Genomic DNA, 25,277 nt, shown 5'->3' with positions numbered 1-25,277 from the left:
ACTACAATGCCCCGCGGAGTCGGCCGGACAGTCGCGTCGCGCGCAAGCGCATCGAGGAAAGTCCGGGCTCCATAGGGCAAGGTGCCAGGTAACGCCTGGGCAGCGCGAGCTGACGGCCAGTGCAACAGAGAGCAGACCGCCGAACGGCATCCTCGGATGCGCGTGGTAAGGGTGAAAGGGTGCGGTAAGAGCGCACCGCGTGCGGGGCTAACGCCGCATGGCACGGTAAACCCCACCTGGAGCAAGACCGAATAGGGGAACGATAACGCGGCCCGCGTTGTTCCCGGGTAGGTTGCTGGAGCCTGGCGGTGACGCCAGGCCGAGAGGAATGACTGTCGCGCCGCAAGGCGTACAGAACCCGGCTTACAGGCCGACTCCGCCTCTATCACTGCCGCCGTCATCGTCATATCGACCCCGATATGACGATGACGAGCGTGCTGTGGCGGGTGTGAACGGGTGGTTCATCCAGGGCCGGCCTTCAGGTCCTTGAGGTGCTTCAAAAGTGCGCTGGCGTTTTTAAAAAATCCCAGCCATTCAAACACCTTGAGGTGTTTCCTCACAAAGGGCTGGAAATACGGCCAGATCACCGCCTTTCTCATTGATTCACAAGCAAAATTCCCTTGACAGTCTCAGGGGGCGAGACTATCGTGGGTTCCTGTGTGAAATCGTGGGAATTCGTGGAGTCCATCGGCCGTGTTCCAGGGCGAAACCGCCATCACCGTTGACGACAAAGGCAGGCTGGCCATCCCGACCGCGTATCGGGAGCTGGTGGCGGAGGCCTGCGCCAATCGTCTGGTGATCACCTACAACCCCTTCGAGTCGGGCTGCCTGTGGCTGTTCCCGCATGCGGAGTGGGAACAGGTGCGCGACCAGGTCAACGCACTTCCCAAGGTCAAGGCGGCGCATCGCGACATGCAGATGAAGCTGGTGGGCGCCGCGGCCGAGGTCGAGCCGGACAGTGCCGCGCGCATCCTGCTGCCGGCCAGCCAGCGCGCCACCACGGGTATCGAGAAGAAGGCGGTTTTGCTGGGCATGGGCAACAAGTTCGAGCTTTGGAGCGAGCAGGCCCACCTGGCCAAGATCCGCCAGACCATCGGCGAAGACGAGATCACCAACGAGATGGCGGAGCTGCGCCTGTAACCGGCAACGGTGGCGGCGCGGCGGAGTTAACGGGACGGGAGCGGGAGTGCGGCATGGCCGAGCAGTTGCGGCACATCCCGGTGATGCTGGGTGAAGCAGTGGAGGGACTCGCCGTGCAGGCAGGCGGGCGTTATCTCGATGGCACCTTTGGACGCGGCGGTCACGCCCGCGCCGTGCTGTCGCGCCTGGGTCCCGATGGCCGCCTGCTGCTGATGGACCGCGACCCGCAAGCCATTGCGACGGCGCAGGCCGAATTTGCCAGCGATCCACGCGTGTCGATCCGTCACGCCAATTTCTCCAGCATGGCCGAGTGGAACGAAACCGCCGGTGGCCTGGATGGCATCCTGCTGGACCTGGGCGTGTCCTCGCCGCAGTTGGACGAAGCCGCGCGCGGCTTCAGTTTCATGGCCGATGCGCCGCTGGACATGCGCATGGACACCACCCAGGGCGAGAGCGCCGCCGATTTCCTGGCCCATGCCAGCGAGCGCGAGATCGCCGATGTGCTGTGGATCTACGGCGAGGAGCGCTTCAGCCGCAAGATCGCCCGCGCCATCGTGGAGGACCGTGCCGAAACCCCGATCACCCGTACCGGCCAGCTGGCCGCGCTGATCGAGCGCGTGGTGGGGCGTCGCGAGCCGGGCAAGCATCCGGCCACGCGCAGTTTCCAGGCGTTGCGCATCCGCGTGAATGGCGAGCTCGATGCCCTGCAGCAGGGTCTCGATGCCGCCTTGTCGCTGCTCAAGGTGGGCGGGCGCCTGTCGGTCATCAGCTTCCACTCGCTGGAAGACCGCGCGGTGAAATTGTTCATCCGCGACCACTCCGGTCGCGTGCAGGGCAGCCGTCGTGGTCCGCCGGTCGAGGCCGCGCCGGCGCGTTTGGTCGCGGTGGGCAAGGCCCGGTTTCCCTCGGACGCCGAGCTGGCCGTCAATCCGCGCGCCCGTTCCGCGGTGCTGCGCGTGGCGGAGAAGCTCGGATGAAGGCCATCGGCGGCATCTTCATGCTCATCCTGCTCGCGGCGACGCTATCCAGCGCCATTGCCGTGGTGTGGACGCGCCATGAGAGCCGCGTGTTGTTCGTCGAGCTGACCCGCCTGCAGAACCTGCGCGACGACCTCAACATCGAGTACGGCAAGCTGGAATTGGAACAGGCCACCTGGGCCGAGCCGCGTCGCGTGGACAACGAAGCACGCCAGCAACTGGGCATGGTCAATCCCAAGCCGCAAGACATCCAGCTGGTGCGTCGATGAAGCCGCGCCTGCGCACGACCTCTTCGCCCACCCGTCGCCGCCAGGCGGCCCCCAGCATCCGCCGCCGCGTGATGGTGGTGGCCGGCGTGCTGACGTTGGCGTCGCTGGGCCTGGTGGCGCGTGCATTCGACATGCAAGTCGTGCGCAAGGGCTTCTATCAGAACCAAGCCGACGCTCGCATCCTGCGCGAAGTGCCGATCGCGGTATCCCGCGGCACCATCTTCGATCGCAATGGCGAGCCGCTGGCGGTATCCACGCCCGTAGTCTCGATCTGGGCCAACCCGGCCGAGGTGCTGGATAACGAAGACAGGCTGCCCGCGCTGGCCAAGGCCATCGGTATGGACGCGGATGCGCTCAAGCAGTACCTGGCGCAGCGTTCGGAGCGCGAGTTCGTCTACTTACGCCGCCAGATGTCGCCGGACGCGGCCCAGGTGGTGCTCGACCTTGCGGTGCCCGGCGTCAACGGCCAGCGCGAATTTCGCCGCTTCTATCCGTCCGGCCCGGTGATGGCCCACGTGCTGGGTTTCACCAATATCGACGACCACGGCCAGGAAGGCCTGGAGCTGGCCTTCGACGACTGGCTGGCTGGCAAGCCGGGCGCCAAGCGGGTGATCCGCGACCGCATGGGCCACGTGGTGGAAGACTTGGATCTGGTGCGCGCGCCGCAACCGGGCCGCGACATCACGCTCAGTATCGACCGGCGGATCCAGTTCCTGGCCTACAACGAGCTGAAGAACACCATTGAGCAGTCGGATGCCGACTCCGGTTCGATGGTGATCATCGATGTGCGCAATGGCGAAATCCTCGCCATGGTGAACTGGCCGACCTACAATCCCAATGCCTTGCGCGGCAGCAATCCGTCCAGCCGCCGTAACCGCGCGATGACCGACGTGGTGGAACCGGGTTCCACCATCAAGCCGTTCTTGATGGCTGCAGCGTTGTCCAGCGGCAAGTACACGCCGACGGGGCCGCTGGTCGATACCGGCAACGGTCACTTTTTCTATATCCGCAAAGACATCCGCGATACGCACTCGAATGGCATGCTGTCGCCCACCGGCATCATTGCCAAGTCCAGCAACATCGGCGCCGCCAAGGTGTCCATGACGCTGGATACCGGCCTGATGTACGACACCTATCGAGCCTTCGGTTTCGGCAACAGTACCAATAGCGGCTTCCCGGGCGAGGCCTCCGGTTACCTCAAGCCAGGCAAGAGCTGGGGCATGCTGGAGAAGGCCATCCTGGCCTATGGCTACGGCCTCAACGTGACGCCACTGCAACTGGCGAACGGTTACGCCACCATCGCCGACAACGGCGTGATGCACCTGCCCACCTTCGTCATGGGCTCGGACAACGAGGCCAAGCAGATCATCGATCCCAAGATCGCCAAGGAGTTGGTGCAGATGATGGTGGCGGTGACGCAGCCGGGCGGTACAGGCGCACCGTACGCATGGATTGCCAACTACGGCGTGGCCGGCAAGTCTGGAACGGCGCACAAGGCGACAGTCGGCGGCTATTCCAACAGCAACTACAGTTCCGCCTTTGCCGGCGTCGTACCTGCATCCAACCCGCGTTTGGCGGCGGTGGTGATCGTCGACAACCCGAAAAAAGGCAGCTATTACGGCGCGCTGGTTTCCGGTCCTGTGTTCTCCAAAGTCCTGGACGGCGCGCTGCGGCTGTTGGACGTGCCGCCGGACAACATCGGGCGCTGGTATGTCGGTGGGCCTTTGCAGGGACAGAACGGCCTGACAGGAAACAAGCCGCCGACTGTCGAAACCGTGGATGACGCACCGGTCGATGAGGCTCCCCAATGACCGCTCGCCTCGACCAGTTGCTCAAGGGCATCGCCGACACCCCGGGGGTGGGCGATATCGTCGTTTCGGGGCTTACGCTCGATTCGCGCCAGGTGCGTCCGGGCGATGCGTTCTTCGCCTTGCGCGGCACGCGGGAGCACGGCATCAAATTTGCGCATGGCGCGGTGGCGCGTGGCGCACGCGTAGTGCTGGCCGAAGCGCCGCCGGCGGACGTGTCGGACCTCGACGTGCCCGTGCTGTGGGTGGACGGCCTGCACGGCAAGGTCGGTGAGATCGCCGCCCGCTTCTTCGACCGGCCTTCCGAGTCGCTGCACGTGATCGGCGTGACCGGCACCAATGGCAAGACCTCCACCGTGCAGCTGCTGGCGCAGGCACTGGAGCATCTAGGCCATCGCGCCGCCACCATCGGCACGCTGGGCGCCGGCCTGCATGGCCAGCTCAGTGAAGGCGAGCGCACCACGCCCGATGCCATCAACGTGCAGGGCCTGCTGGCCTCGTTCCGCGACCAGGGCGCGACGCACGTGGCCATGGAGGTGTCCTCTCATGCGCTGGAACAGGGCCGCGTGGGCGCCGTCGCGTTTGAAGTCGCCGCGTTCACCAACCTCACGCGCGACCATCTCGATTACCACGGCAGCATGGAAGCCTACGGCGAAGCCAAGGCGAAGCTGTTCACCTGGCCGTCGTTGCGGGCCGCCGCCATCAATGTCGATGATGCCTTTGGCCATTCACTTGCAGCTCGTCTGCCGGCCGGTGTGCGGGCCCTGCGCCTGAGCGCGGAAGGCGATGCCGCTGCGGACATCCGCGCTGTCGCCGTGGCCACCTCGGCGCAGGGCCTGGCCTTCGAACTGCAGACGCCGTGGGGCACGCATGCCATCCGCAGCCGCCTGCTGGGTCGCTTCAACGTGGCCAACCTGCTGGCCGTGGTGGCCTGCCTTGGCGCGCTGGGCGAGTCGTTCGAGCGCGTGGTCGACGCCGTCGAAGCGCTGGCGCCGATCAATGGCCGCATGAACCGCTTGGGCGGCATCGCCTCGTTGCCGCTGGTGGTGGTCGATTACGCGCATACGCCCGATGCACTGGAGCAAGCGCTCACCGCGCTGCGCGCGCATTGCGAAGGGCGCTTGATCTGCGTGTTCGGCTGCGGCGGCGAGCGCGATGCGGGCAAGCGCCCGCAGATGGGCGAGATCGCCGAGCGGCTGGCGGACACCATCATCATTACCGACGACAACCCGCGCGGCGAAGACGGCGACCTCATCGTGGCGCAGATCGTGGCGGGCCTCCGCCAGCCGGACAGCGCGACGGTGGAGCGTGATCGTGCCGCGGCCATCCATCGCGCGTTGGCCATGGCCAGCACGGGCGACGTGGTGCTGATTGCCGGCAAGGGTCACGAGACGTATCAGGAAGGCGCGACCGGCAAACGTCCCTTCGACGATCTGGCGGTGGCGCGGAAAGCCTTGGAGGCACGCGCATGATGCGCTTGAGCGCCATTGCCTTGTGGACGCGGGGGCGGCTGCTGGGCGCCGATGTGGAGGTGACCGGCGTGGCCATCGATACCCGCAAGCTGCGCCCGGGCGACCTGTTCGTCGCGATCAAGGGCGAGCGCGTCGACGGCCACGATTTCCTTGGCGAGGCGATGGCGCGTGGCGCCGTGGCGGCGCTGGTAACGCGCAAGGTGGATTCGGCCCTGCCGCAGGTATTGGTGAACGACACCGCGCTCGCCTTGGGCGACCTGGCCAGCGCGGTGCGCGCGCAGAGCGATGTGCGCGTGATCGGCATCACCGGCTCCAACGGCAAGACCACGGTGAAGACGCTGACCGCATCGATCCTGTCGCGCCATGGCCGTACCCACGTCAACGCCGGCAACTACAACAACGAGCTGGGCTTGCCGCTGACCCTGCTGGCCATGCCGCCGGACACCCAGTTCGCCGTGCTGGAAATGGGCGCGGGCAAGCCGGGCGACATCGCCTATCTCGCCGCCATCGCGCGGCCCGATATCGGCCTCGTCAACACCATCGCGCCCGCGCATCTTGAGCGGATGGGCAGCGTGGAAGGCGTAGCCGAGACCAAGGGCGCGCTGTACCAGGCACTGCCGGTCGACGGCGTGGCGATCATCAATGCGGACGACGCGTTCGCCAGCTTCTTCGCGGGGCTGGCCGGTTCGCGCCGCCAGTTGCGTTTCGGGCTGGACCACAAGGCCGATATCGGCGCGGACATTCTCGACCAGCGCGTGGACGGTTCGCACTTCGTGCTGAGCACGCCGCATGGCGACGCCGAGGTGCAGCTGCCGCTGGCGGGTCGCCACAACATCGCCAATGCGCTGGCCGCCGCCGCGATCGCGCTGGCGCTCGACGTGCCGCTGGACACCATCGTGGAAGGCCTGGAGCAGGTGCCCGGCGTGGCCGGCCGCTTGCAGTTCGAGCGCATGCCCGGTGGCTGGACGCTGATCGACGACAGCTACAACGCCAACCCGGGTTCGGTCGGCGCCGCCATCGATACCCTGGCGCTGGCCGAGGGCGAACGCTGGCTGGTGCTGGGCGACATGGCCGAACTGGGCGAGAACGCCGCGACGCTGCATGCCGGCATCGGCGAGCGCGCGCATCAGCGTGGCATCGACCGGTTGTTCGCCGTCGGCCCGTTGAGTGCGGCAGCGGTCAAGGCATTCGGCGAGCGTGGCGAGCACTTCGCCGACAAGGCGGCGCTGACCGCCGCACTGAAACAACACCTGCACGGCGGCGTCACCTGCCTGGTCAAGGGCTCGCGTTCGTCGGGCATGGACCAGGTAGTCGCCGCGCTTCGCGACAACAAGGGAAAAGGGGAGGGCGCATCCGATGCTGCTTGAACTCGCAGACTGGATGGCACGGCACTTCACCGCCCTGCACCTGTTCCAGTACATCACGTTCCGCACGATCATGGCCGCGCTCACCGCGTTGTCCATGTCGCTGCTGTTTGGTCCGGGCCTGATCCGCAAGCTGGCCGACCTGAAGGCCGGCCAGGTGGTGCGCAAGGACGGCCCGCAGACGCATCTGTCCAAGGCCGGCACGCCGACCATGGGCGGCGTGATGATCCTGCTGGCGGTGGCCATCTCCACCTTGCTGTGGACCGACCTGCACAACCGCTACGTATGGCTGGTGCTGGCGGTGCTGCTGGCCTTCGGTGTGATCGGCTTCTACGACGACTACAAGAAGCTGGTGCTGAAGGACAGCCGCGGCCTGGCCTCGCGCTGGAAGTATTTCTGGCAGTCGGTGTTCGGCCTGGCTGCCGCGCTGTTCCTCTACTACACCGCGCCGCAGGCGAACGGTGCGTTGCCGGTGGCCGAGACGGCGCTGTACGTGCCGCTGTTCAAGCAGGTGGCGTTGCCGCTGGGCGTGATGTTCATCGTGGTCGCCTACTTCATGATCGTGGGCTTCTCCAATGCGGTGAACCTCACGGACGGCCTGGATGGCCTCGCCATCATGCCGACCGTGCTGGTGTCGGGCGCGCTGGGCGTGTTCGCCTACCTGGCCGGCAACAAGGTGTTTTCCGAATACCTGGGTATCCCCTCGATTCCGGGCGCCGGTGAGCTGGCCATCTTCTGCGGCGCGCTGTCCGGCGCGGGCCTGGGTTTCCTGTGGTTCAACACCTATCCCGCGCAGGTGTTCATGGGTGACGTGGGCGCGCTGGCCATCGGCGCGGCGCTGGCCGCGATCGCGGTGATCGTGCGCCAGGAGATCGTGCTGCTGGTGATGGGCGGCGTGTTCGTGATGGAAACCGCCTCGGTGATGATCCAGGTGGCCAGCTTCAAGATGACCGGCAAGCGCGTGTTCCGCATGGCGCCGATCCACCATCACTTCGAGCTCAAGGGTTGGCCCGAGCCGCGCGTGATCGTGCGCTTCTGGATCATCAGCGTGGTGCTGGTGCTCATTGGCCTTGCCACCTTGAAGGTGCGCTGAGCATGATCTTCGATGCCACCCAGGCCAAGCGACGACAGGGACCCCGCGGCAGTTTCGACCTGCCGCTGCTGGTCGCGCTCGTCGGCCTGGCCTCCATTGGCGTCGTGATGGTGGCATCCAGTTCGATCGCGGTGGCCGAGAGCCAGCACATCGGCGCGTTCTATTTCCTCAAGCGCCATCTGCTGTTCCTCAGCATCGGCATGGTGCTGGCGGGCATCGCCATGCGCACCGAGCTGAAGCTGCTGGAAAAGAACGCGTACCTGCTGCTGGCCGGCGCCGTCGTGCTGCTGTTGCTGGTGTTCGTGCCCGGCATCGGCATGCGCATCAACGGTGCGCGGCGCTGGCTCAACTTCCTGATCACCAGCTTCCAGCCGGTCGAGGCGGTGAAGCTGATTCTGGTGGTGTATACGGCGAGCTACCTGGTGCGCCATCGCGAGAGCGTGGAAACCAGTTTCTGGGGCCTGTTCAAGCCGATCGTGGTGGCCGGCCTGTTCGTGCTGCTGCTGCTGGCGCAGCCGGACTTCGGTTCGGCCACGCTGATGATCGCGGTGACCATCGGCATGATCTGGCTGGGCGGCGCCAAGCCGGTGTACCTCGGCGGCATGGGCTTGCCGGTGGTGGCGCTGCTGTGGTTCGTGGCCAAGTTCGAGCCGTATCGCATGCGCCGCCTTACCTCGTTCATCGATCCGTGGGCCGATCCGTTCAATGACGGCTTCCAGCTCACCCAGTCGCTGATGGCGATCGGTCGTGGCGAATGGACCGGCGTGGGCCTGGGTTCGAGCGTGCTCAAGCTGTCGTACCTGCCCGAAGCGCACACCGACTTCATCTTCGCGGTGATCTCCGAGGAACTGGGGCTCGCCGGCATCCTGCTGGTGATGGGCCTGTTCGGGCTGGCGGTGGGGCGCGGCCTTTACATGGGCCTCAAGGGCATGGAGATGGGCCAGCGTTTCGCCGGCTTCGTGGCGTCCGGCATCTCGCTGATGCTGGCGGCGCAGACCATGGTGTCGATCGGCGTGAACCTGGGCGCGCTGCCGACCAAGGGCCTGACCCTGCCGCTGATCAGCTACGGCGGTTCGTCCATCGTGCTCACTTGCGCGATGGCCGGCGTGCTGTTGCGCACCACCTACGAGATCAACCGCGCCATCGATGCGCGCCAGATGGCGGCACGCCTGCCGGCCAACGCCGTGCCCGACGCCAACACCGCCGTCGCTGCCGCGCCCGCGCGCGAGGCGGTGACCGCATGAGCGCACCCGTGCTGATCATGGCCGGCGGCACCGGCGGCCACATCTTCCCCGGCCTGGCCGTGGCCGAGGCGCTGCGCGCGCAGGGCGTGCCGGTGGTATGGCTGGGCGCGGAAGGCGGCATGGAAACGAAAGTGGTGCCGGCGCATGGCATCGAGCTGATCACCGTGCCGGTGGGTGGCTTGCGCGGCAAAGGCCTCAAGACGCGCCTGCTGGCGCCGCTGATGCTGGCCCGTGCGCTGCTCGCCTCGCTGTCTGCGCTGCGCCGGGTCAAGCCGCGCAGCGTGCTGTCGATGGGCGGCTATGTGGCGGGCCCGGGCGGCGTGGCCGCGCGCATGATGCGGCGCCCATTGCTGGTGCACGAGCAGAACCGCGTGGCGGGTTTCACCAATCGCCAGTTGGCCGGCTTCGCCCAGCGCGTGCTGGCGGGTTTCAGCGATGCGCTGCCGGGCGCCGAGTGGGTGGGCAATCCGGTGCGCGATGCCATTGCCTCGCTGCCCGCACCGCGCGAACGCATGGCGAACCGCGATGGCCGTCCGCACTTGCTGGTGCTGGGCGGCAGCCTGGGCGCACGTGCGCTGAACCTCGCGCTGCCGCAGGCGCTGGCGTTGTTGTCGCCGGAGCAGCGGCCGGTGGTGCTGCACCAGTGCGGCAACCGCGGCATCGACGAAGCGCGCGCGGCCTATGCGAAGGCCGGCGTCGAAGCGCAGATCGTGCCGTTTATCGAAGACATGGCCGGCACCTATGCGTGGGCCGACCTGGCGGTGTGTCGCGCCGGTGCGCTCACCCTGGCCGAGCTTACGGCAGCGGGCCTTGGCGCCGTGCTGGTGCCGTTCCCTTATGCGGTGGATGACCACCAGACCCGCAACGCCGAGGCGTTGGTCGCGGCGGGTGCGGCCGAGTTGATGCAGGAGAAAGATCTGGACGTACAGCAGTTGGCGCAGCGACTGGAAACGCTGCTCGAAAACCGTGGCCGCCTGATCGCGATGGCCGAAGCCGCGCGCACGCTGGCCAAGCCCGACGCGGCTGCCGTGATTGCCCGCGCCTGCGTGGAGGTAGCCGCATGACGCCGCGTCGCCTGCTTGCCCACGAAGACTTGATGACCACCTTCCGCCGCGTGCACTTCATCGGCATCGGCGGCGTCGGCATGAGCGGCATCGCCGAAGTGCTGCACAACCTCGGCTATGCCGTGTCCGGTTCCGATCGTTCCAACTCGCCCACCGCGCAGCGCTTGGCGGGGCTGGGTATCGAAGTGCATGTCGGCCACGCCGCCGAGCACATCGGTGACGCCGACGTCGTGGTGACCTCCAGCGCGATCCATGCCGACAATCCGGAGCTGGTCGCCGCACGCGCCGCACGCATCCCGGTAGTGCCGCGCGCCGAGATGCTGGGCGAACTGATGCGCTTCCGTCGCGGCATCGCCATTGCCGGCACGCACGGCAAGACCACCACCACCAGCCTCGCCGCCAGCGTGCTGGCCGAGGCCAACTACGACCCGACCTTCGTGATCGGTGGCCAGCTCAACGCCGCCGGCGCCAACGCGCGGCTGGGCACCGGCCAGTACATCGTGGCCGAGGCGGACGAATCCGACGGTTCGTTCCTGATGCTGTCGCCGGTGATCGCCGCCGTCACCAATATCGACGCGGATCACCTGGAGAACTACAACGGCGACTTCGCCCTGGTGAAGAAGGCGTTCAGCGATTTCCTGCATCGCCTGCCGTTCTACGGCCTGGCCGTGCTGTGCGTGGACGACCCGGAAGTGGCCGAGCTGGCCAAGTCCACCACGCGTCGCGTGATGACCTACGGCATCGACACCCAGGATGCCGACGTGCGCGCGAGTCATCTCTCGCAGCACGGCTTCGAAATGCATTTCGACCTGTGGCTGCCGGGCCGCAACGAGGCGTTGCACGTCAAGCTCAACCTGCCGGGCCGCCACAACGTGCTCAACGCGCTGGCCGCCGCCACCATCGGCTGGCAGCTGGGCGTGGAAGCCGAGGCCATCGCGCATGCGCTGCAGAGCTTCCAGGGCGTGGGCCGCCGCTTCCATCGTCGCGGCGAGATTGCGCTGGATAAAGGCACCGCGTTGCTGGTCGACGATTACGGCCATCACCCGCGCGAGCTTGCCGCCGTATTTGCCGCCGCCCGTGGTGGCTGGCCGGATCGCCGCCTGGTGGTCGGCTTCCAGCCGCATCGCTACAGCCGCACCCGCGACCTGCTGGACGACTTCGCCAACGTGCTGGCCGAGGCCGACGTGCTGGTGCTGACGGACGTCTATCCGGCCGGCGAGGCGCCGATCGCCGGCGCGGACGGCCGTGCGCTGGCGCGTGCGGTGCGCGCGCGCGGCAAGGTCGATCCGGTGCTGATCGAGCATCCACGTGAACTGAAGGACACCCTGCCCGCGCTGTTGCGCGACGGCGACCTGTTGCTGCTGCTCGGCGCCGGCGATATCGGCGCGGCGGCGGTGGAGCTGGCGAACGCCGGCAATTTGAGGACCCACAAGTGAGCAAGACGATTACCGATCCCGCCCAGTTTGGCCGCGTCGCCGTGGTGATGGGCGGCAGCTCGGCCGAGCGCGAGGTATCGCTGGACTCGGGCCGCAATGTATTGGCCGCGCTGCAGGCACGGGGCGTGGACGCGCATGCCATCGACGGCATCCCGGCGCTGCTCGATGCGGTGCGCGCCGGCCACTTCGCGCGCGTGTTCAACATCCTGCACGGTGGCGGCGGCGAGAACGGCGAGCTGCAGGGCGCGCTGCAGTCGCTGCGCGTGCCGTTCACCGGTTCGGGCGTGCTCGGTTCCGCGCTGTCGCTGGACAAGATCCGCGCCAAGCTGGTGTGGCAGGCGCTGGGCCTGCCCACGCCGCGCTTCAAGGCGTTGCCGCGTGGTGCCGATGTGCATGCCGCCGCCCGCGAGATCGGCTTTCCGCTGATCGTGAAGCCCGCCTGGGAAGGTTCCAGCGTCGGCGTGACGCGCGTGTTCGACGAAAAAGATCTCGATGCCGCCGTCGAGCTCGCCCAGCAGTATCCCGGTGACCTGTTGATGGAAACCCTGATCGAGGGCGGCGAGTACACCGTCGGCATGCTCGGCCGCCAGGTGCTGGCCACCATCAACATCGTGCCCAGGGGCGATTACTACGACTACAACGCCAAGTACATCGCCGAAGACACCCAGTACCTGTGCCCGGGCCTGCAGGGCGACGCCGAGCGCGAGATGCAGCAGCTCGCCCTGCGTGCGTTCGATGCACTGGCCTGCTGGGGCTGGGGCCGCGTGGACGTGATGCGCGACCGCCAAGGCCGCAACTGGCTGCTGGAAGTGAACACCGCCCCGGGCATGACCTCGCACTCGCTGGTGCCGAAGGCCGCCGCCGTGGCGGGCATCGACTACCAGGCCTTGTGCTGGCGCATCCTCGAAACGAGCTTCCGGGAGGATGTGTGAGGGGAACCATCCGCCTCGTTGCCTGGTGTCTGGCCATCGCGCTCGTGGCGCTGCCGATTGTCGGCGTGCTGCGCGGATGGTTTGCGGCCAATCGTTGGCCGGTGACCCAGTTGACGGTGCAGGCCGAGTTCAAGCATGTGACGCCGGAGGAGCTGCGCCAGGTGGTCATGCCGCGACTGGGCAAGGGGTTCTTTGCGCTCGACCTGGACGGCGTGCAGAAGGCGGTTGCGGCGCTGCCGTGGGTGGAGTCGGTGGAGGCGCGCAAGCGCTGGCCCGACACGCTGGTGCTACGCATCTACGAGCGCCAGCCGTTTGCGCGCTGGAACGAGAAGCAGCTGATCAGTCGCCAGGGACTGGTGTTCGATGTGCCGGACGTATCGGCCAACGCCGACCTGCCGGACCTGCGCGGCCCCGATGCGCGCCTTGCCGAAGTGGTGAGCTTTTACGCCGAGACGCAGAAAGCCTTTGCCAACACGCACCTGAAAATCACCGGCGTCGCGCTCACCGATCGCGGCAGCTGGAGCCTCACCACCAACAGCGGCGCGCAGATCGTCCTGGGCGATCGCGACCAGGCTGGTCGTCGCCTGCGCCGCTTTCTCGATGTCTACCCACAGCTGATGGCCGGCCATAACGAAGGCTTTGCCTATGCCGATCTTCGCTACACCAATGGATTTGCCGTTCGATGGCCGCCGCAGGCGCCGGCTGTGAACGCTGGAGGCACGCCCCGCACATGAAGACCAAGAACGATAAACAGCTGGTGGTCGGCCTCGATATCGGCACCTCGAAAGTGGTGGCGATCGTGGGCGAGTACGAGCCGGGCGAGCCGATCGAGGTGATCGGCATCGGCACCCATGTGTCGCGCGGCATGAAGCGTGGCTCGGTGGTCGATATCGAATCGACCGTGCACTCCATCCAGCGCGCGGTGGAAGAGGCCGAGCTGATGGCCGGTTGCGACATCCGTTCGGTGTATGCCTCGATCTCCGGCAGCCACCTGGAAACCAAGAACTCGCACGGCACCGCGGCCATCCGTGACCGCGAAGTGACGCCGGGCGACCTGGACCAGGTGCTGGAGGCGGCCAGCGCGGTGGCGATCCCGGCCGATCGCAAGGTGCTCTACAAGGAGTCGCAGGAATACCGCATCGATGGCCAGGACGGCATCCGCTCGCCGGTGGGCATGAGCGGCGTGCGCCTGGAAGCGAGCGTGCACCTGGTCACCGGCGCGGCTGCCGCCGTGCAGAACATCAGCAAGTGCATCCAGCGCTGCGGACTTACCGTGGACGAACTGGTGCCATCGGCGGTCGCCAGTGCCAAGTCGGTACTGACGGATGACGAACGCGAGCTGGGCGTGTGCCTGGTCGACATCGGCGCCGGCACCACCGACATCGCCATCTATACGCAGGGTTCGATCCGCTACACCAAGTCGCTGCCGGTGGGCGGCGACCAGGTCACCAACGACATCGCCTACGGCGTGCACACGCCGACCGCGCATGCCGAGGAGATCAAGATCAAGTACGCCTGCGCGCTGGCCCAGCTGGCGCACGCCGAGGAAACCATCCAGGTGCCCAGCGTGGGCGATCGTCCGCCGCGCCGCCTGGCGCGCCAGTCGCTGGCGCAGTCGGTGCAGGCGCGCTACGAGGAAATCTTCGAGATGGTGCAGGACGAGCTGCGCCGCTCCGGCTACGAGAGCCTGGTGGCGGCCGGCGTGGTGCTCACCGGCGGCGCGTCCCGCATGGAAGGCGCGCTGGAGCTGGCCGAGGAGATCTTCCACAAGATGGTGCGCATCGGCGTGCCGCAGCACGTCAGCGGCCTGGGCGAGGTGGTGGCCAATCCGCTGCATTCCACCGGCGTGGGCTTGCTGCTGCACGGCGCCCGCTCCGGCGGCATGCGCATGAGCGGCCCGGCCGGCGGCGGCGTGGGCGGCCTGGTCGACAAGCTGCGCGCCTGGATTACCAAGAATTTCTGATTTCGGCGGGGCATGAGGCCCAGCCAAGGACGAATGGATGTTCGTCCGCCACCTCGGGGCGACAGGAACGTCAGCGCCCGCGGTTACAACGACAACGATGCTCTACGGAGGACGGGAAATGTTTGAACTCATCGAAAAACTCGCACCGAACGCAGTAATCAAGGTCATCGGCGTGGGCGGCGGCGGCGGTAACGCCGTGGCTCATATGCTCAATGCAAACATCGATGGCGTCGAATTCGTCGTCGCCAACACCGACTCGCAAGCCATGAAAAGCTGTGGCTCGCGTACGCACCTGCAGCTGGGTGCCAATGTCACCAAGGGCCTGGGTGCCGGCGCCAACCCGGAGGTGGGTCGTCAGGCCGCCCTGGAAGATCGCGAGCGCATCGAGGAAATGCTCGAAGGCGCCGACATGGTGTTCATCACCGCCGGTATGGGCGGCGGCACCGGTACCGGCGCAGCGCCGGTGGTGGCGCAGCTGGCCAAGGAGAAGGGCATCCTGACCGTGGCCGTGGTCACCAAGCCGTTCCCGTTCGAGGGCCGTCGCCGCATGCAGGTAGCCCTGAAGGGCATCGAGGACCTCTCGCAGCACGTGGATTCGCTGATCACCGTGCCCAACGAGAAGCTGCTCTCCGTGCTCGGCCGCGAAGTGACCCTGCTCAACGCCTTCAAGGCCGCCAATGACGTGCTGCAGGGCGCCGTGCAGGGCATCGCCGACCTGATCACCGCCCCGGGCCTGATCAACGTCGACTTCGCCGACGTGCGCACGGTGATGTCCGAAATGGGCATGGCCATGATGGGCTCGGGCACCGCCCGCGGCGACGACCGTGCCCAGGCGGCGGCCGAGGCGGCCATCAACAACCCGCTGCTGGAAGACGTCAACCTGAACGGCGCGTGCGGCATCCTGGTCAATGTCACGGCCGGCCCGAACCTGACCATGCGCGAATTTGACGAGATCGGTCGCATCATCCACGACTTCGCCAGCGAAGACGCCACCGTGGTCATGGGCACCTCGCTCGATCCGGAAATGCAGGACGACGTGCGCGTCACCGTGGTGGCCACCGGCCTCAACCGTGCCGCCGCCCGCCAGCCGGTCCGTCCGGTGGTCACCCAGCAGGTGGAAATGCGCCAGCGTCCGCGTCCGGTGGTGCTGCGTACCGGTACCGGCAATGAAGTGGTCGATTACGCCCAGCCCGAGCAGGTCACCAGCAGCCGGGTGGACGCCAGCGCGTCGGCCAAGAGCGCCGATCCGAGCTTCGACTACCTCGACATCCCGGCCTTCCTGCGCCGCCAGGCCGACTGATAAAGCTGACAGGGCAAATAATTTGAAGAAAAATTGAACAAAACGCCGATTTCACTTGTCAGTGACAAATCGCATACCAATCCACCCCGGTGGAAAGGTGCCTGCGAGGGCCTTCCGTCATGGGACGGATAGCCCGACAGACGCTGATCGGCGTTCGTTCTTGAGTGAGCAAGGCTTCAACAACCGTGCCTCAGGGATGACGCATGACCCGCCCGGAAGTGACTCCAGGCAGGTTCAGCGTCCCGCCACCGGATCCCGTCCCGGTGGCGGGACGCTGTGTTCGATGTAAGTTGTTGAAGATATTAGGAGAATTCCTGCGTACCCCATGAATGGATATCATTCATGAATGAAAGGAGCATGAAAGGGTATGCAGGGTGTGTGGTGCGGATTGGCTTTTCACAGGTTAAGACTGTGTTAGCATCCCTCCCCTAATTTGGCTGCTGCCCCTTACAGGTACCAAAAAAATGATCAAGCAGCGTACGCTCAAGAACATCATTCGCGCCACCGGCGTCGGTCTGCATACCGGCGACAAGGTGTATATGACGCTTCGCCCCGCTGCCCCGAATACGGGCATCGTGTTTCGTCGTACCGATCTGAATCCGCCGGTGGAAATTCCGGCGCGCCCCGACAACGTGGGTGACACACGTCTTTCCACCACGCTGGTCAACGGCGATGTGCGCGTCTCCACGGTGGAGCATCTGCTCTCCGCGATGGCAGGCCTGGGCATCGACAATGCCTACGTCGATCTTTCCGCGCCCGAAGTGCCGATCATGGACGGCAGTGCTGGTCCCTTCGTGTTCCTGCTGCAGTCGGCCGGCATCGAAGAGCAGAACGCCGCCAAGCGCTTCATCCGCATCAAGAAGCCGATCAAGGTGCAGGAAGGCGACAAGTGGGCCACCTTTGAACCGTTCGAAGGCTTCAAGGTGGGTTTCTCGATCGAGTTCAACCATCCGATCATCAGCAAGCGCACGTCCAAGGCGGAGATCGATTTCTCCACCACCTCGTTCGTGAAGGAAGTCAGCCGCGCGCGCACGTTTGGTTTCATGCGCGACATCGAGATGCTGCGCGAACATAACCTTGCGCTCGGCGGTTCGATGGACAATGCCGTGGTGCTGGACGACTACCGCGTGCTCAACGAAGACGGCCTTCGCTACGAAGACGAATTCGTCAAGCACAAGATCCTCGATGCCATCGGCGACCTCTACCTGCTCGGCCACAGCCTGGTGGGCGCGTACTACGCGCACAAGTCGGGTCACGAGCTCAACAACAAGCTGCTGCGCACCCTGATGGCTGACGCCACGGCATGGGAAGAGGTGAGCTTCGCGGACGATCCGGCCACCTCGCCGATCTCCTACGCGCACCCCGCGCAGGCCATCTGATGCGGTAAGTCCGCGTCAAGGCTGAACAAACTGAACGGCCGCGTCCCTGGGACGCGGCCGTTTGTTTTGTGATATATCTCCCGCCTTCCATTGGCAGCTGTTCACGTTCTGATGACATATCGGTCTATCAGGTCGGTGGGGGCATGGTATAAACCCGTATGCGCCGGCGCTCAGGCCGGTGCGGGGGAAGTACTGCAATGGTGTGGGTGGGAAGCGAGGGCGCCGTCAGTGGCTAGCTCTTTTCACCCGGACGGGAATCAGCATTTTCGGCGACGGACGCCAGCCCAAGGAACAGTTCCCGTAGTTCGGGGTCTGTGGTTGAGGCCGCGGCGGCTCTCAGGTGAGAGGCGGCGGCCTTGGAAAGCGGTTTTGACCAATCCGGCACGATTTCTGTCGGTGGTGGGGGGGCCACTTTCACGGTGACTGAACTGGCGTACGTGCCCACGGCGCGTGCGGTCGAGAGGATTTGTGCCTGGAGAAGGCGCAGCCTGGCGGCCAGAGCTGGTGACGGAGCCAGAAAAACGAGGCGGCCGTCTTGCAGGTTGGCGAAGCGAACCTGCTCGCGGAGTGGTGACGGTAACGTCTGGCGCAGTGCGCGATCCAATGCATCCAGCTCACGGGCCTTGCGGGCCAGTGAGGCAATAGGGCCGAACTCGATGACGGGCTTTAGTCCGGAACCGGTGCGGCGGGAAGGCGGTGGAGCGTCGCGCTGCATGGATGCCGACATCTTCGACGTAGTAAAAACATGCAGATCATACTTGTGTCACGCACCAAAAAGGTGCCGAAAACCCTGAATCTCGCCGACCGGCGCTTGCGCTATCGGCTGTTGGGCATGGCGGCAGCGGCGGTGCTGGGTTGTGCCGGCCTTGGGGCTGCGGTGGCGATGGTGGTGGCCAGTCCCCGCGACCGTGCGCTATCGGAGATCCGCCATCTGCGCCAGCAGGTGCAGCAGCAGAATCAGCAGCTGAGCGGGGTGCGCAAGGACGCCCAGCGCGATATCGATGCCCTGGCGGTCAAGCTGGGCCAGTTGCAGGCCCAGTCCACCCGGCTCAATGCCCTGGGCGAACGCCTGACCCAGGTGGGCAAGCTCGGCGACGGCGAGTTCAACTTCGACGAACCGCCCGCCGTCGGTGGTGTCGAGGACTCGGCCGACAGCAGCTACGCGCTGCCGCAGACGCTCAATGCCAGCATCGACCAGCTGGCCAGCCAGTTCGACAGCCAGCAGGCGCAGTTGTCCGCGCTGCAGAGCCTGCTGCTCGACGCCAGGATCGAATCCAATCTCAAGCCGACCGGGATGCCAGTCGAGGGCTACATCTCCTCCTACTTTGGTGGCCGGCCCGACCCGTTCAGTGGGCATAGCGCCTACCACACCGGCCTGGATATCTCCGCCCCCAAGGGCACGCCGGTCCATGCCGTGGCCGAGGGCATGGTCACCTATGCCGGCGATCGCAGCGGCTACGGCGAGGTCATCGAGATCGACCATGGCAATGGCTACATGACCCGTTATGCCCATAACAGCAAGCTCGAGGTACGGCCCGGACAGCGGGTGCACGTGGGCGACGTGGTTTCCGAGGCGGGCTCGACCGGCCGCTCCACCGGCTCGCACGTGCATTTCGAGGTCTGGTACAAGGGCCGCGTGGTCAATCCGCTGGCTTTCGTGAAAAACCATCGCTGAGCGGGTGCGGCGGGGCGGCGTGGCCGCCCTTGAAAGCCTTCGCGCCTGACGCCACTCCAATGCCTGGAACGATGAGCGGGGGAATGGCCCAGGCCGGATGCCATGCCGGTGGAGCGGCGTTTGGGATAGCCCGCCGACCCTAGTATCATCAATCCTTTCGTCCTGCCCGGGTTCGCCGGGGCGGGCGGCTCATGAATCCTGATCCGGAAGATCGATGCTCAATCGTGCCCTGACGAGCCTTTTCGGTAGCCGCAATGAACGTGTGCTGCGCCAGCTCTCCAAGAATGTCGCGCGTATCAACGCGCTGGAACCCGAGTTCGAGAAGCTGAGCGACGAGGCGCTGCGCGCCAAGACCGAGGAGTTCAAGCAGCGCGTCGCCGCGGGCGAGTCGCTGGACAAGCTGTTGCCGGAAGCCTTCGCCGTGGTTCGCGAAGGCGCCAAGCGTGTGCTCGGCATGCGCCACTACGACGTGCAGCTGATCGGCGGCATGGTGCTGCATTCCGGCCGCATCGCCGAAATGCGCACGGGCGAGGGCAAGACCCTGGTCGCCACGCTGCCGGTGTACCTCAATGCGCTGGAAGGCAAGGGCGTCCACGTGGTCACGGTGAACGACTACCTGGCACGCCGCGACTCCAGCCAGATGGGCAAGCTGTACGGCTTCCTGGGCCTGTCGACGGGCGTGGTGTGGCCGGGCATGGACCATGCCGACAAGCACCAGGCGTACGCGGCCGACATCACCTACGGCACCAACAACGAATTCGGTTTCGACTACCTGCGCGACAACATGGCGCTCAGCAAGGATCAGCGCTACCAGCGCGGCCTGCACTACGCCATCGTCGACGAGGTGGACTCCATCCTGATCGACGAGGCGCGTACGCCGCTGATCATCTCCGGCCCGGCCGAGGATTCCCCGCAGCTATACATCGCGGTGAACAAGATCGTGCCCAAGATGATCCGCCAGGAGAAGGAAGACGCCGCCGGCGACTACTTCGTCGACGAAAAGCAGAAGCAGGTGCACCTGTCCGAAGAGGGCATGTCGCATGCGGAGGAGCTGCTGCGCGAGGCCGGCGTCATTGCGCCCGACAGCGGCCTGTACGACTCCACCAACCTGGCCGTCGTGCATCACCTCAACGCCGCGTTGCGCGCCAACGCGATCTATCACCGCGACGTCGACTACATCGTGCGCGATGGCGAGGTGGTGATCGTCGATGAGTTCACCGGCCGCACGCTGCCGGGTCGCCGCTGGTCCGATGGCCTGCACCAGGCGGTGGAAGCGAAGGAGGGCGTGCCGATCCAGCGCGAGAACCAGACGCTGGCCACGGTGACGTTCCAGAACCTGTTCCGCATGTACAAGAAGCTGTCCGGCATGACCGGCACGGCCGACACCGAAGCCTACGAATTCCAGCAGATCTACGGCCTGGAAGTGGTAGTGATCCCCACCCACAAGCCGATGATCCGCAAGGACAACGCCGACATGGTTTTCCTGGCCCAGGAAGCCAAGTACAAGGCGGTGATCGAGGACATCAAGGATTGCCACAAGCGCGGCCAGCCCGTGCTTGTGGGCACCACGTCCATCGAAGTGTCCGAGCTGCTATCGAACCTGCTGCGCCAGGCCAAGATTCCGCACGAGGTGCTCAACGCCAAGCAGCACGAGCGCGAGGCGCACATCGTGGCGCAGGCCGGTGCGCCGGGCGCGGTCACCATCGCCACCAACATGGCCGGTCGCGGTACCGACATCGTGCTCGGCGGCAGCCTGGAAGCGGCGCTGGCCGCGTTGCCGGAAGACGCGACGGATGCCGATCGCGCCAAGGTCAAGGCCGACTGGAAGAAGCGCCACGAGCAGGTGCTCGCGGCCGGTGGCCTGCACATCGTGGGCACCGAGCGTCACGAGTCGCGTCGCATCGACAACCAGCTGCGTGGCCGTTCGGGCCGCCAGGGCGACCCGGGTTCCTCGCGCTTCTACCTGTCGCTGCAGGACAACCTGCTGCGCATCTTCGCCGGCGACTGGGTCGGTCGCTGGATGCGTATGTTCGGCATGAAGGAAGACGACGCGCTGGAAGACCGCATGGTCAGCCGCCAGATCGAAAAGGCCCAGCGCAAGGTCGAGCAGCACAACTTCGACATCCGCAAGCACTTGCTGGAGTTCGACGACGTCGCCAACGACCAGCGCAAGGTGATCTACCGCCAGCGCGATGAGCTGCTGGAAGTAGACGATGTCTCCGAGACCATCGCCGATGTGCGCGACGACGTGGTCACCGACTTGGTGCGTCGCCACGTGCCGGCGGACAGCATCGACGAGCAGTGGGACATCGCCGGTCTCGATCGCGAGCTGGAAAGCGAGTTCGGCCTGTCGCTGGACCTCAAGCACTGGATCGAGCAGCAGCACGAGATCGACGACAAGATGATACTCGAGCACGTACGCGAGGGCGTCGAGCAATTGTTCAAGGCCAAGGAGCAGCAGCTCGGTGCCGAGACGATGCGCCAGCTCGAGAAGCACATCATGCTCAGTGTGGTCGACAACGCCTGGAAGGAACACCTGGCGAGCATGGACTACCTGCGCCAGGGCATCTACCTACGCGGCTATGCGCAGAAGCAGCCCAAGCAGGAGTTCAAGCGCGAGTCGTTCGAGCTGTTCTCCAACATGCTCGACCGCATCAAGACCGAAGTGGTGCAGATGCTGGCCCGCGTGCGCGTGCGCAGCGAGGAAGAAGTGGCGGCAATGGAGGCCGAGCAGCAGCGGCTGGCCGAGCGCCTGCAGCGGCAGATGCTGGCCAGCGGTGGCGGCGCGCCGGTAGGTGCGCTGGGCGCCGATGCCGAAGCCGTGGCGGCGGGCAGCTTGACGGCACCGCCGGCAGCGCCGCATGACGGTCCGCGCGTCGGTCGCAATGACCCTTGTCCCTGCGGTTCGGGCAAGAAGTACAAGCATTGCCACGGTCAGCTGACCTGATGACGAGAAACCCCGCTACGGCGGGGTTTCTTTTTGACTTGGCTTTATTTAGTCGCCGCCGCCGGGTGGGCGCTTGCGATAGGGCTCGGCATCCACCGTGATGTATTGCGGCTCCTCGGTGTCCAGCCGCAGCGCGGTGAGCTGGCCGCCCCATACGCAGCCGGTATCGATGGCATAGATGCCCATGCCTGCGAGGCGTCCCAGCGCCGACCAGTGGCCGCACACGATGCGGGTATCGCGCCGGCGCATGCCGGGTACCTCGAACCAGGGATACATGCCCGGCTTCTGCGTGCCGGGGATGCCCTTGCTCTCGAAGTCGATGCGTCCCTGGACGTCGCAATAGCGCATGCGCGTCAGCGTGTTGATCGAGGCGCGCATGCGTTCGATGCCTTGCAGGCGGCTGTTCCAGGCGGCCGGGCGATTGCCGAACAAGTTCTTGAGCAGGCGCGGGTGGCGCGGGCTGCCCAGCTCGCGTTCGATTTCCTGCGCCGAACGCTGTGCCTGGCGTAGCGTCCAGGACGGGGCGAGCCCGGCATGCACCATGGTCCAGTTGAGCTGCTCGTCGTGATGCAGCAGCTTCTGCGAACGCAGCCACTCCATCAGCACCGGTGCATCGTCGGCAAACAGCACCTCGCGCAGTTCCGGGTTGACCTTGGACTGGGCCTCGGGGCGGCGCTGGGCGATCGCCAGCAGGCTCAGGTCGTGGTTGCCCAGGGTCACCACGGCCTGCTCGCGCAGGCTGTGGATCAGGCGCAGGGTTTCCAGCGACTGGCCGCCGCGGTTCACCAGGTCGCCACAGAACCACAGGCGGTCGGCGGAAGGATCGAAGCGGAGTTTGTCGAGCAGGCGTTGGAGTTCGGGATAGCAGCCCTGCACATCGCCGATTGCATACGTAGCCATCAGTGCAGCGTACGCGGAATGGATAGCGTGAACGGCGGTATCGGCGCCTCGAAGCGGGTGCCGTCGTCGGCCAGCATCTGGTAGCTACCCTGCATGATGCCCACGGCGGTTTCCAGGACGGCGCCGGAGGTGTACTCGTACTGGTCGCCCGGACGCATCCACGGCTGCTCGCCGACCACCCCTTCGCCGGTGACCTCTTCCACCTTGCCATTGGCATCGGTGATGACCCAGTGACGGGTCAGCAGGCGAGCGGGAATGTCGCCCGCGTTATGCAGGGTGATCGTGTAGGCGAATACGTAGCGGTTGTCGCCGGGACGGGATTGGTCGGGGACAAAGCGGGGTTCGACCTGCACGTCGATCGTGTAGGAAGATCTTTCGTTCATGTCGCGATTGTAAGGGTTGTCGTCGCGCATGGGTGAAGCATGCGTGCCTCGGGCTGAATCGGCGCCGGCCACTTGGCCGGCGCCACGGGCCATCAGTCGAGGGCGACCTTGGCCAGGCGTACATAATCATGCGGCGACAACGTCTCCGCGCGCGCCTTGGGGTCCACGTCCGCGGCCATGATGGCGCTGGCGTCCATCACGTGCTTGAGCGCATTGCCCAGCGTCTTGCGGCGTTGCGCAAACGCTGCCTTCACGATGGCGTGCAGGCGGTCCGGGTCCGCATCGGACAACTGGTCGGGCGCCAGCGGCACCAGCCGTACCACTGCCGAGTCCACCTTCGGCGGCGGGCGGAATGCGCCGGGCGGCACCGTGAACAGCGGCTCCACGCGGCAGACCAGCTGCAGCATCACCGACAGGCGACCGTAGACCTTGCTGCCGGGTTCGGCGGCCATGCGGTCGACCACTTCCTTCTGCAGCATGAAGTGCATGTCCTGGATGGCCGCAGCGTGCTCGACGCAGTGGAACAGGATCGGGCTGGAGATGTAGTAGGGCAGGTTGCCGGCCACGCGCAGGCGCTCCACCCCATGCCGGTGCGCGAGGGCGGTGAAGTCCACCTTGAGCACGTCCGAATGGATGATGCTCAGCTCACCCACGCCAGCGGCGCGGGCCTTGAGGTCGGGGATCAGGTCGGTGTCCAGCTCGATCGCGGTGAGCTTGCCGGCGGCGGCGAGCAGCGGCAGGGTCAGCGCGCCCTCGCCGGGGCCGATCTCCACCACGAAATCGTCCGCGCGGGGCGAGATCGCGCTGACGATGCGCTCGATATAGCGCTTCTCGTGCAGGAAGTGCTGGCCAAAGCTTTTCTTGGGGCGGGCGTTCATGGTGTTCCTTGGGGGATGGATCCCTCCTGCCGCCCGGGCGGGAGCGATGCGGGCGGCCGGGCGGCGCGGCGCGCCACCAGATCCAGCGCCATGCGGGCCGCCGCGATCAGGCTGGCCGGGTCGCCGCGGCCGGTGCCGGCCAGGTCCAGGGCGGTGCCATGGTCCACCGACGTGCGGATGAAGGGCAGGCCCAGGGTAAGGTTGACGGTGCGGTCGAAAGCCTCGCTCTTGAGCACGGGCAGGGCCTGGTCGTGATACATCGCCAGCACCGCGTCGTAGCGCTCGCGCTGGGCGGGCACGAAGGCCGTGTCGGCGGGCAGCGGGCCCAGCAGCTGCATGCCCTCGGCACGCAGGGTGTCCAGCAGGGGGATGATCGTATCGATCTCCTCGCGGCCCAGGTGGCCACCTTCGCCCGCGTGCGGGTTGAGGCCGAGCACGGCGATGCGCGGGGTGGCCAGGCCGAACTTCTCCCGCAGCTCGCCATGGACGATGCGCAGCACGCGCTCCAGCGCGTCGCGGGTGATCGCGCCGGGCACGGCCGACAGCGGCAGGTGGGTGGTGGCGAGGGCGACGCGCAGCTCCGGGCTGGCCAGCATCATGACCACGTCGGCGTGGACGCGCTCGGCGAAGAATTCGGTGTGGCCGCTGAAACGGATGCCGGCCTCGTTGATCGACGACTTCTGCAGCGGCGCGGTGACCACGGCGGCATAGCGCCCGGCCATGCAGCCACCGGCGGCCTCGGCGAGGGTGGCCAGCACGTGCCGTGCGTTGCGTGGATCGGGCTGGCCGGGAACCTCTTCGGTACCCAGCGGCACGTGATGGACACGCAGCGTGCCGGGGCGCCGCTCGAATACCGGGGCGCCATCGTCAGCCAGCAGCTCGATCGCTTGCCCGCAGCGTGCGGCGGCGCGCAGGAGCAGGCTCCGGTCGGTGATCGCAACGAAATTGGCCGCCAGCGGAGTGGCGGCCAATCGGATCAGCAGTTCCGCACCGATGCCCGCCGGCTCACCCGCGGTGACGGCAAGCCGGGGCAGGGCATGGCTGTTCAATGCG

General features: G+C 66.2%; 22 protein-coding genes and 1 other RNA gene. 18 read left to right on the top strand and 5 right to left on the bottom strand.

What is annotated here, in order from left to right:
- Window positions 1-15 precede the first annotated feature (15 nt).
- From rnpB to lpxC, 16 genes are all read left to right on the top strand, one after another.
- Window positions 16-382, top strand: an RNA gene (gene rnpB / locus MJ606_RS02755) — RNase P RNA component class A.
- 311 nt (window positions 383-693) lie between these two features.
- Window positions 694-1,140 (top strand): division/cell wall cluster transcriptional repressor MraZ, encoded by a 447-nt coding sequence (gene mraZ, locus MJ606_RS02750; protein WP_243047878.1) that lies wholly within the window; start codon window positions 694-696, stop codon window positions 1,138-1,140.
- A 53-nt stretch (window positions 1,141-1,193) separates the two neighbouring features.
- The gene (gene rsmH, locus MJ606_RS02745; protein WP_243047877.1) at window positions 1,194-2,117 is read left to right on the top strand and encodes a 16S rRNA (cytosine(1402)-N(4))-methyltransferase RsmH; all 924 of its coding nucleotides are present in this window, start codon (window positions 1,194-1,196) and stop codon (window positions 2,115-2,117) included.
- Between the two features lie 5 nt (window positions 2,118-2,122).
- Entirely contained in the window at window positions 2,123-2,386 is a 264-nt protein-coding gene (gene ftsL, locus MJ606_RS02740) for a cell division protein FtsL (protein WP_243048571.1), read from the top strand.
- A complete protein-coding gene (locus MJ606_RS02735) occupies window positions 2,383-4,197 on the top strand; it encodes a penicillin-binding protein 2 (protein ID WP_243047876.1) in 1,815 nt (604 codons plus the stop codon). Before ftsL ends, MJ606_RS02735 begins: the two co-directional genes overlap by 4 nt.
- Window positions 4,194-5,666: a UDP-N-acetylmuramoyl-L-alanyl-D-glutamate--2,6-diaminopimelate ligase gene (locus MJ606_RS02730; RefSeq protein WP_243047875.1), complete on the top strand. Its 1,473-nt coding sequence runs from the start codon at window positions 4,194-4,196 to the stop codon at window positions 5,664-5,666. The genes MJ606_RS02735 and MJ606_RS02730 overlap by 4 nt, the downstream gene beginning before the upstream one ends.
- Window positions 5,663-7,033 (top strand): UDP-N-acetylmuramoyl-tripeptide--D-alanyl-D-alanine ligase, encoded by a 1,371-nt coding sequence (murF, locus tag MJ606_RS02725; protein WP_243047874.1) that lies wholly within the window; start codon window positions 5,663-5,665, stop codon window positions 7,031-7,033. Before MJ606_RS02730 ends, murF begins: the two co-directional genes overlap by 4 nt.
- Window positions 7,023-8,123: a phospho-N-acetylmuramoyl-pentapeptide-transferase gene (gene mraY / locus MJ606_RS02720; RefSeq protein WP_243047873.1), complete on the top strand. Its 1,101-nt coding sequence runs from the start codon at window positions 7,023-7,025 to the stop codon at window positions 8,121-8,123. The genes murF and mraY overlap by 11 nt, the downstream gene beginning before the upstream one ends.
- 2 nt (window positions 8,124-8,125) lie before the next feature.
- Window positions 8,126-9,367: a putative lipid II flippase FtsW gene (gene ftsW, locus MJ606_RS02715; protein ID WP_243047872.1), complete on the top strand. Its 1,242-nt coding sequence runs from the start codon at window positions 8,126-8,128 to the stop codon at window positions 9,365-9,367.
- Window positions 9,364-10,431: an undecaprenyldiphospho-muramoylpentapeptide beta-N-acetylglucosaminyltransferase gene (gene murG, locus MJ606_RS02710; RefSeq protein WP_243047871.1), complete on the top strand. Its 1,068-nt coding sequence runs from the start codon at window positions 9,364-9,366 to the stop codon at window positions 10,429-10,431. Before ftsW ends, murG begins: the two co-directional genes overlap by 4 nt.
- Window positions 10,428-11,867: a UDP-N-acetylmuramate--L-alanine ligase gene (gene murC / locus MJ606_RS02705; protein WP_243047870.1), complete on the top strand. Its 1,440-nt coding sequence runs from the start codon at window positions 10,428-10,430 to the stop codon at window positions 11,865-11,867. The genes murG and murC overlap by 4 nt, the downstream gene beginning before the upstream one ends.
- On the top strand, window positions 11,864-12,799 hold the full coding sequence (locus MJ606_RS02700) for a D-alanine--D-alanine ligase (protein ID WP_243047869.1): 936 nt from the start codon (window positions 11,864-11,866) through the stop codon (window positions 12,797-12,799). The genes murC and MJ606_RS02700 overlap by 4 nt, the downstream gene beginning before the upstream one ends.
- On the top strand, window positions 12,796-13,533 hold the full coding sequence (locus tag MJ606_RS02695; protein ID WP_243047868.1) for a cell division protein FtsQ/DivIB: 738 nt from the start codon (window positions 12,796-12,798) through the stop codon (window positions 13,531-13,533). The genes MJ606_RS02700 and MJ606_RS02695 overlap by 4 nt, the downstream gene beginning before the upstream one ends.
- Window positions 13,530-14,762 (top strand): cell division protein FtsA, encoded by a 1,233-nt coding sequence (ftsA, locus tag MJ606_RS02690; RefSeq protein WP_243047867.1) that lies wholly within the window; start codon window positions 13,530-13,532, stop codon window positions 14,760-14,762. The genes MJ606_RS02695 and ftsA overlap by 4 nt, the downstream gene beginning before the upstream one ends.
- Window positions 14,763-14,880: 118 nt before the next feature.
- Window positions 14,881-16,062, top strand: a complete 1,182-nt coding sequence (gene ftsZ, locus MJ606_RS02685) for a cell division protein FtsZ (RefSeq protein ID WP_243047866.1) — start codon at window positions 14,881-14,883, stop codon at window positions 16,060-16,062.
- A gap of 464 nt (window positions 16,063-16,526) precedes the next feature.
- On the top strand, window positions 16,527-17,441 hold the full coding sequence (gene lpxC / locus MJ606_RS02680; RefSeq protein ID WP_243047865.1) for a UDP-3-O-acyl-N-acetylglucosamine deacetylase: 915 nt from the start codon (window positions 16,527-16,529) through the stop codon (window positions 17,439-17,441).
- Window positions 17,442-17,673: 232 nt separating this feature from the next.
- On the opposite strand, the gene MJ606_RS02675 is transcribed toward lpxC, so the two are convergent.
- On the bottom strand, window positions 17,674-18,156 hold the full coding sequence (locus MJ606_RS02675) for a DUF721 domain-containing protein (protein WP_243047864.1): 483 nt from the start codon (window positions 18,154-18,156) through the stop codon (window positions 17,674-17,676).
- Between the two features lie 30 nt (window positions 18,157-18,186).
- Here MJ606_RS02675 and MJ606_RS02670 point away from each other — a divergent pair, with 30 nt between their 5' ends.
- Entirely contained in the window at window positions 18,187-19,116 is a 930-nt protein-coding gene (locus MJ606_RS02670) for a M23 family metallopeptidase (RefSeq protein ID WP_243047863.1), read from the top strand.
- A 214-nt stretch (window positions 19,117-19,330) separates the two neighbouring features.
- Window positions 19,331-22,063 carry a preprotein translocase subunit SecA gene (gene secA / locus MJ606_RS02665; RefSeq protein WP_243047862.1) on the top strand — a complete coding sequence of 911 codons (2,733 nt, stop codon included), beginning with the start codon at window positions 19,331-19,333 and terminating at the stop codon, window positions 22,061-22,063.
- 48 nt (window positions 22,064-22,111) lie between these two features.
- On the opposite strand, the gene MJ606_RS02660 is transcribed toward secA, so the two are convergent.
- The 4 genes from MJ606_RS02660 to pdxA form a co-directional block, all read right to left on the bottom strand.
- A complete protein-coding gene (locus MJ606_RS02660) occupies window positions 22,112-22,963 on the bottom strand; it encodes a symmetrical bis(5'-nucleosyl)-tetraphosphatase (protein WP_243047861.1) in 852 nt (283 codons plus the stop codon).
- Window positions 22,963-23,346, bottom strand: coding sequence for a Co2+/Mg2+ efflux protein ApaG (gene apaG, locus MJ606_RS02655; RefSeq protein ID WP_243048570.1), 384 nt, complete (start codon window positions 23,344-23,346; stop codon window positions 22,963-22,965). The genes MJ606_RS02660 and apaG overlap by 1 nt, the downstream gene beginning before the upstream one ends.
- Before the next feature lie 92 nt (window positions 23,347-23,438).
- Window positions 23,439-24,224, bottom strand: a complete 786-nt coding sequence (gene rsmA, locus MJ606_RS02650) for a 16S rRNA (adenine(1518)-N(6)/adenine(1519)-N(6))-dimethyltransferase RsmA (protein WP_243047860.1) — start codon at window positions 24,222-24,224, stop codon at window positions 23,439-23,441.
- Window positions 24,221-25,273, bottom strand: a complete 1,053-nt coding sequence (gene pdxA / locus MJ606_RS02645; RefSeq protein WP_243047859.1) for a 4-hydroxythreonine-4-phosphate dehydrogenase PdxA — start codon at window positions 25,271-25,273, stop codon at window positions 24,221-24,223. Before pdxA ends, rsmA begins: the two co-directional genes overlap by 4 nt.
- Window positions 25,274-25,277: the final 4 nt, after the last annotated feature.

The sequence above is a fragment of the Dyella sp. RRB7 genome (genome assembly GCF_022761115.1).
In the GTDB taxonomy this organism is placed as follows: Bacteria; Pseudomonadota; Gammaproteobacteria; order Xanthomonadales; family Rhodanobacteraceae; genus Dyella.
The sequence above is the reverse complement of the archived record's forward strand: the minus strand, read 5'-3'. Positions and strand labels throughout refer to the sequence as shown.

Bases quoted from the DNA above. Each gene is read 5' to 3' on its own strand.
- rsmH (WP_243047877.1), top strand. From the start codon at position 1,194: ATGGCCGAGCAGTTGCGGCACATCCCGGTGATGCTGGGTGAAGCAGTG.
- MJ606_RS02735 (WP_243047876.1), top strand. From the start codon at position 2,383: ATGAAGCCGCGCCTGCGCACGACCTCTTCGCCCACCCGTCGCCGCCAG.
- MJ606_RS02730 (WP_243047875.1), top strand. From the start codon at position 4,194: ATGACCGCTCGCCTCGACCAGTTGCTCAAGGGCATCGCCGACACCCCG.
- murF (WP_243047874.1), top strand. From the start codon at position 5,663: ATGATGCGCTTGAGCGCCATTGCCTTGTGGACGCGGGGGCGGCTGCTG.
- mraY (WP_243047873.1), top strand. From the start codon at position 7,023: ATGCTGCTTGAACTCGCAGACTGGATGGCACGGCACTTCACCGCCCTG.
- ftsW (WP_243047872.1), top strand. From the start codon at position 8,126: ATGATCTTCGATGCCACCCAGGCCAAGCGACGACAGGGACCCCGCGGC.
- murG (WP_243047871.1), top strand. From the start codon at position 9,364: ATGAGCGCACCCGTGCTGATCATGGCCGGCGGCACCGGCGGCCACATC.
- murC (WP_243047870.1), top strand. From the start codon at position 10,428: ATGACGCCGCGTCGCCTGCTTGCCCACGAAGACTTGATGACCACCTTC.
- ftsA (WP_243047867.1), top strand. From the start codon at position 13,530: ATGAAGACCAAGAACGATAAACAGCTGGTGGTCGGCCTCGATATCGGC.
- ftsZ (WP_243047866.1), top strand. From the start codon at position 14,881: ATGTTTGAACTCATCGAAAAACTCGCACCGAACGCAGTAATCAAGGTC.
- lpxC (WP_243047865.1), top strand. From the start codon at position 16,527: ATGATCAAGCAGCGTACGCTCAAGAACATCATTCGCGCCACCGGCGTC.
- MJ606_RS02675 (WP_243047864.1), bottom strand. From the start codon at position 18,156: ATGCAGCGCGACGCTCCACCGCCTTCCCGCCGCACCGGTTCCGGACTA.
- MJ606_RS02670 (WP_243047863.1), top strand. From the start codon at position 18,187: ATGCAGATCATACTTGTGTCACGCACCAAAAAGGTGCCGAAAACCCTG.
- secA (WP_243047862.1), top strand. From the start codon at position 19,331: ATGCTCAATCGTGCCCTGACGAGCCTTTTCGGTAGCCGCAATGAACGT.
- MJ606_RS02660 (WP_243047861.1), bottom strand. From the start codon at position 22,963: ATGGCTACGTATGCAATCGGCGATGTGCAGGGCTGCTATCCCGAACTC.
- apaG (WP_243048570.1), bottom strand. From the start codon at position 23,346: ATGAACGAAAGATCTTCCTACACGATCGACGTGCAGGTCGAACCCCGC.
- rsmA (WP_243047860.1), bottom strand. From the start codon at position 24,224: ATGAACGCCCGCCCCAAGAAAAGCTTTGGCCAGCACTTCCTGCACGAG.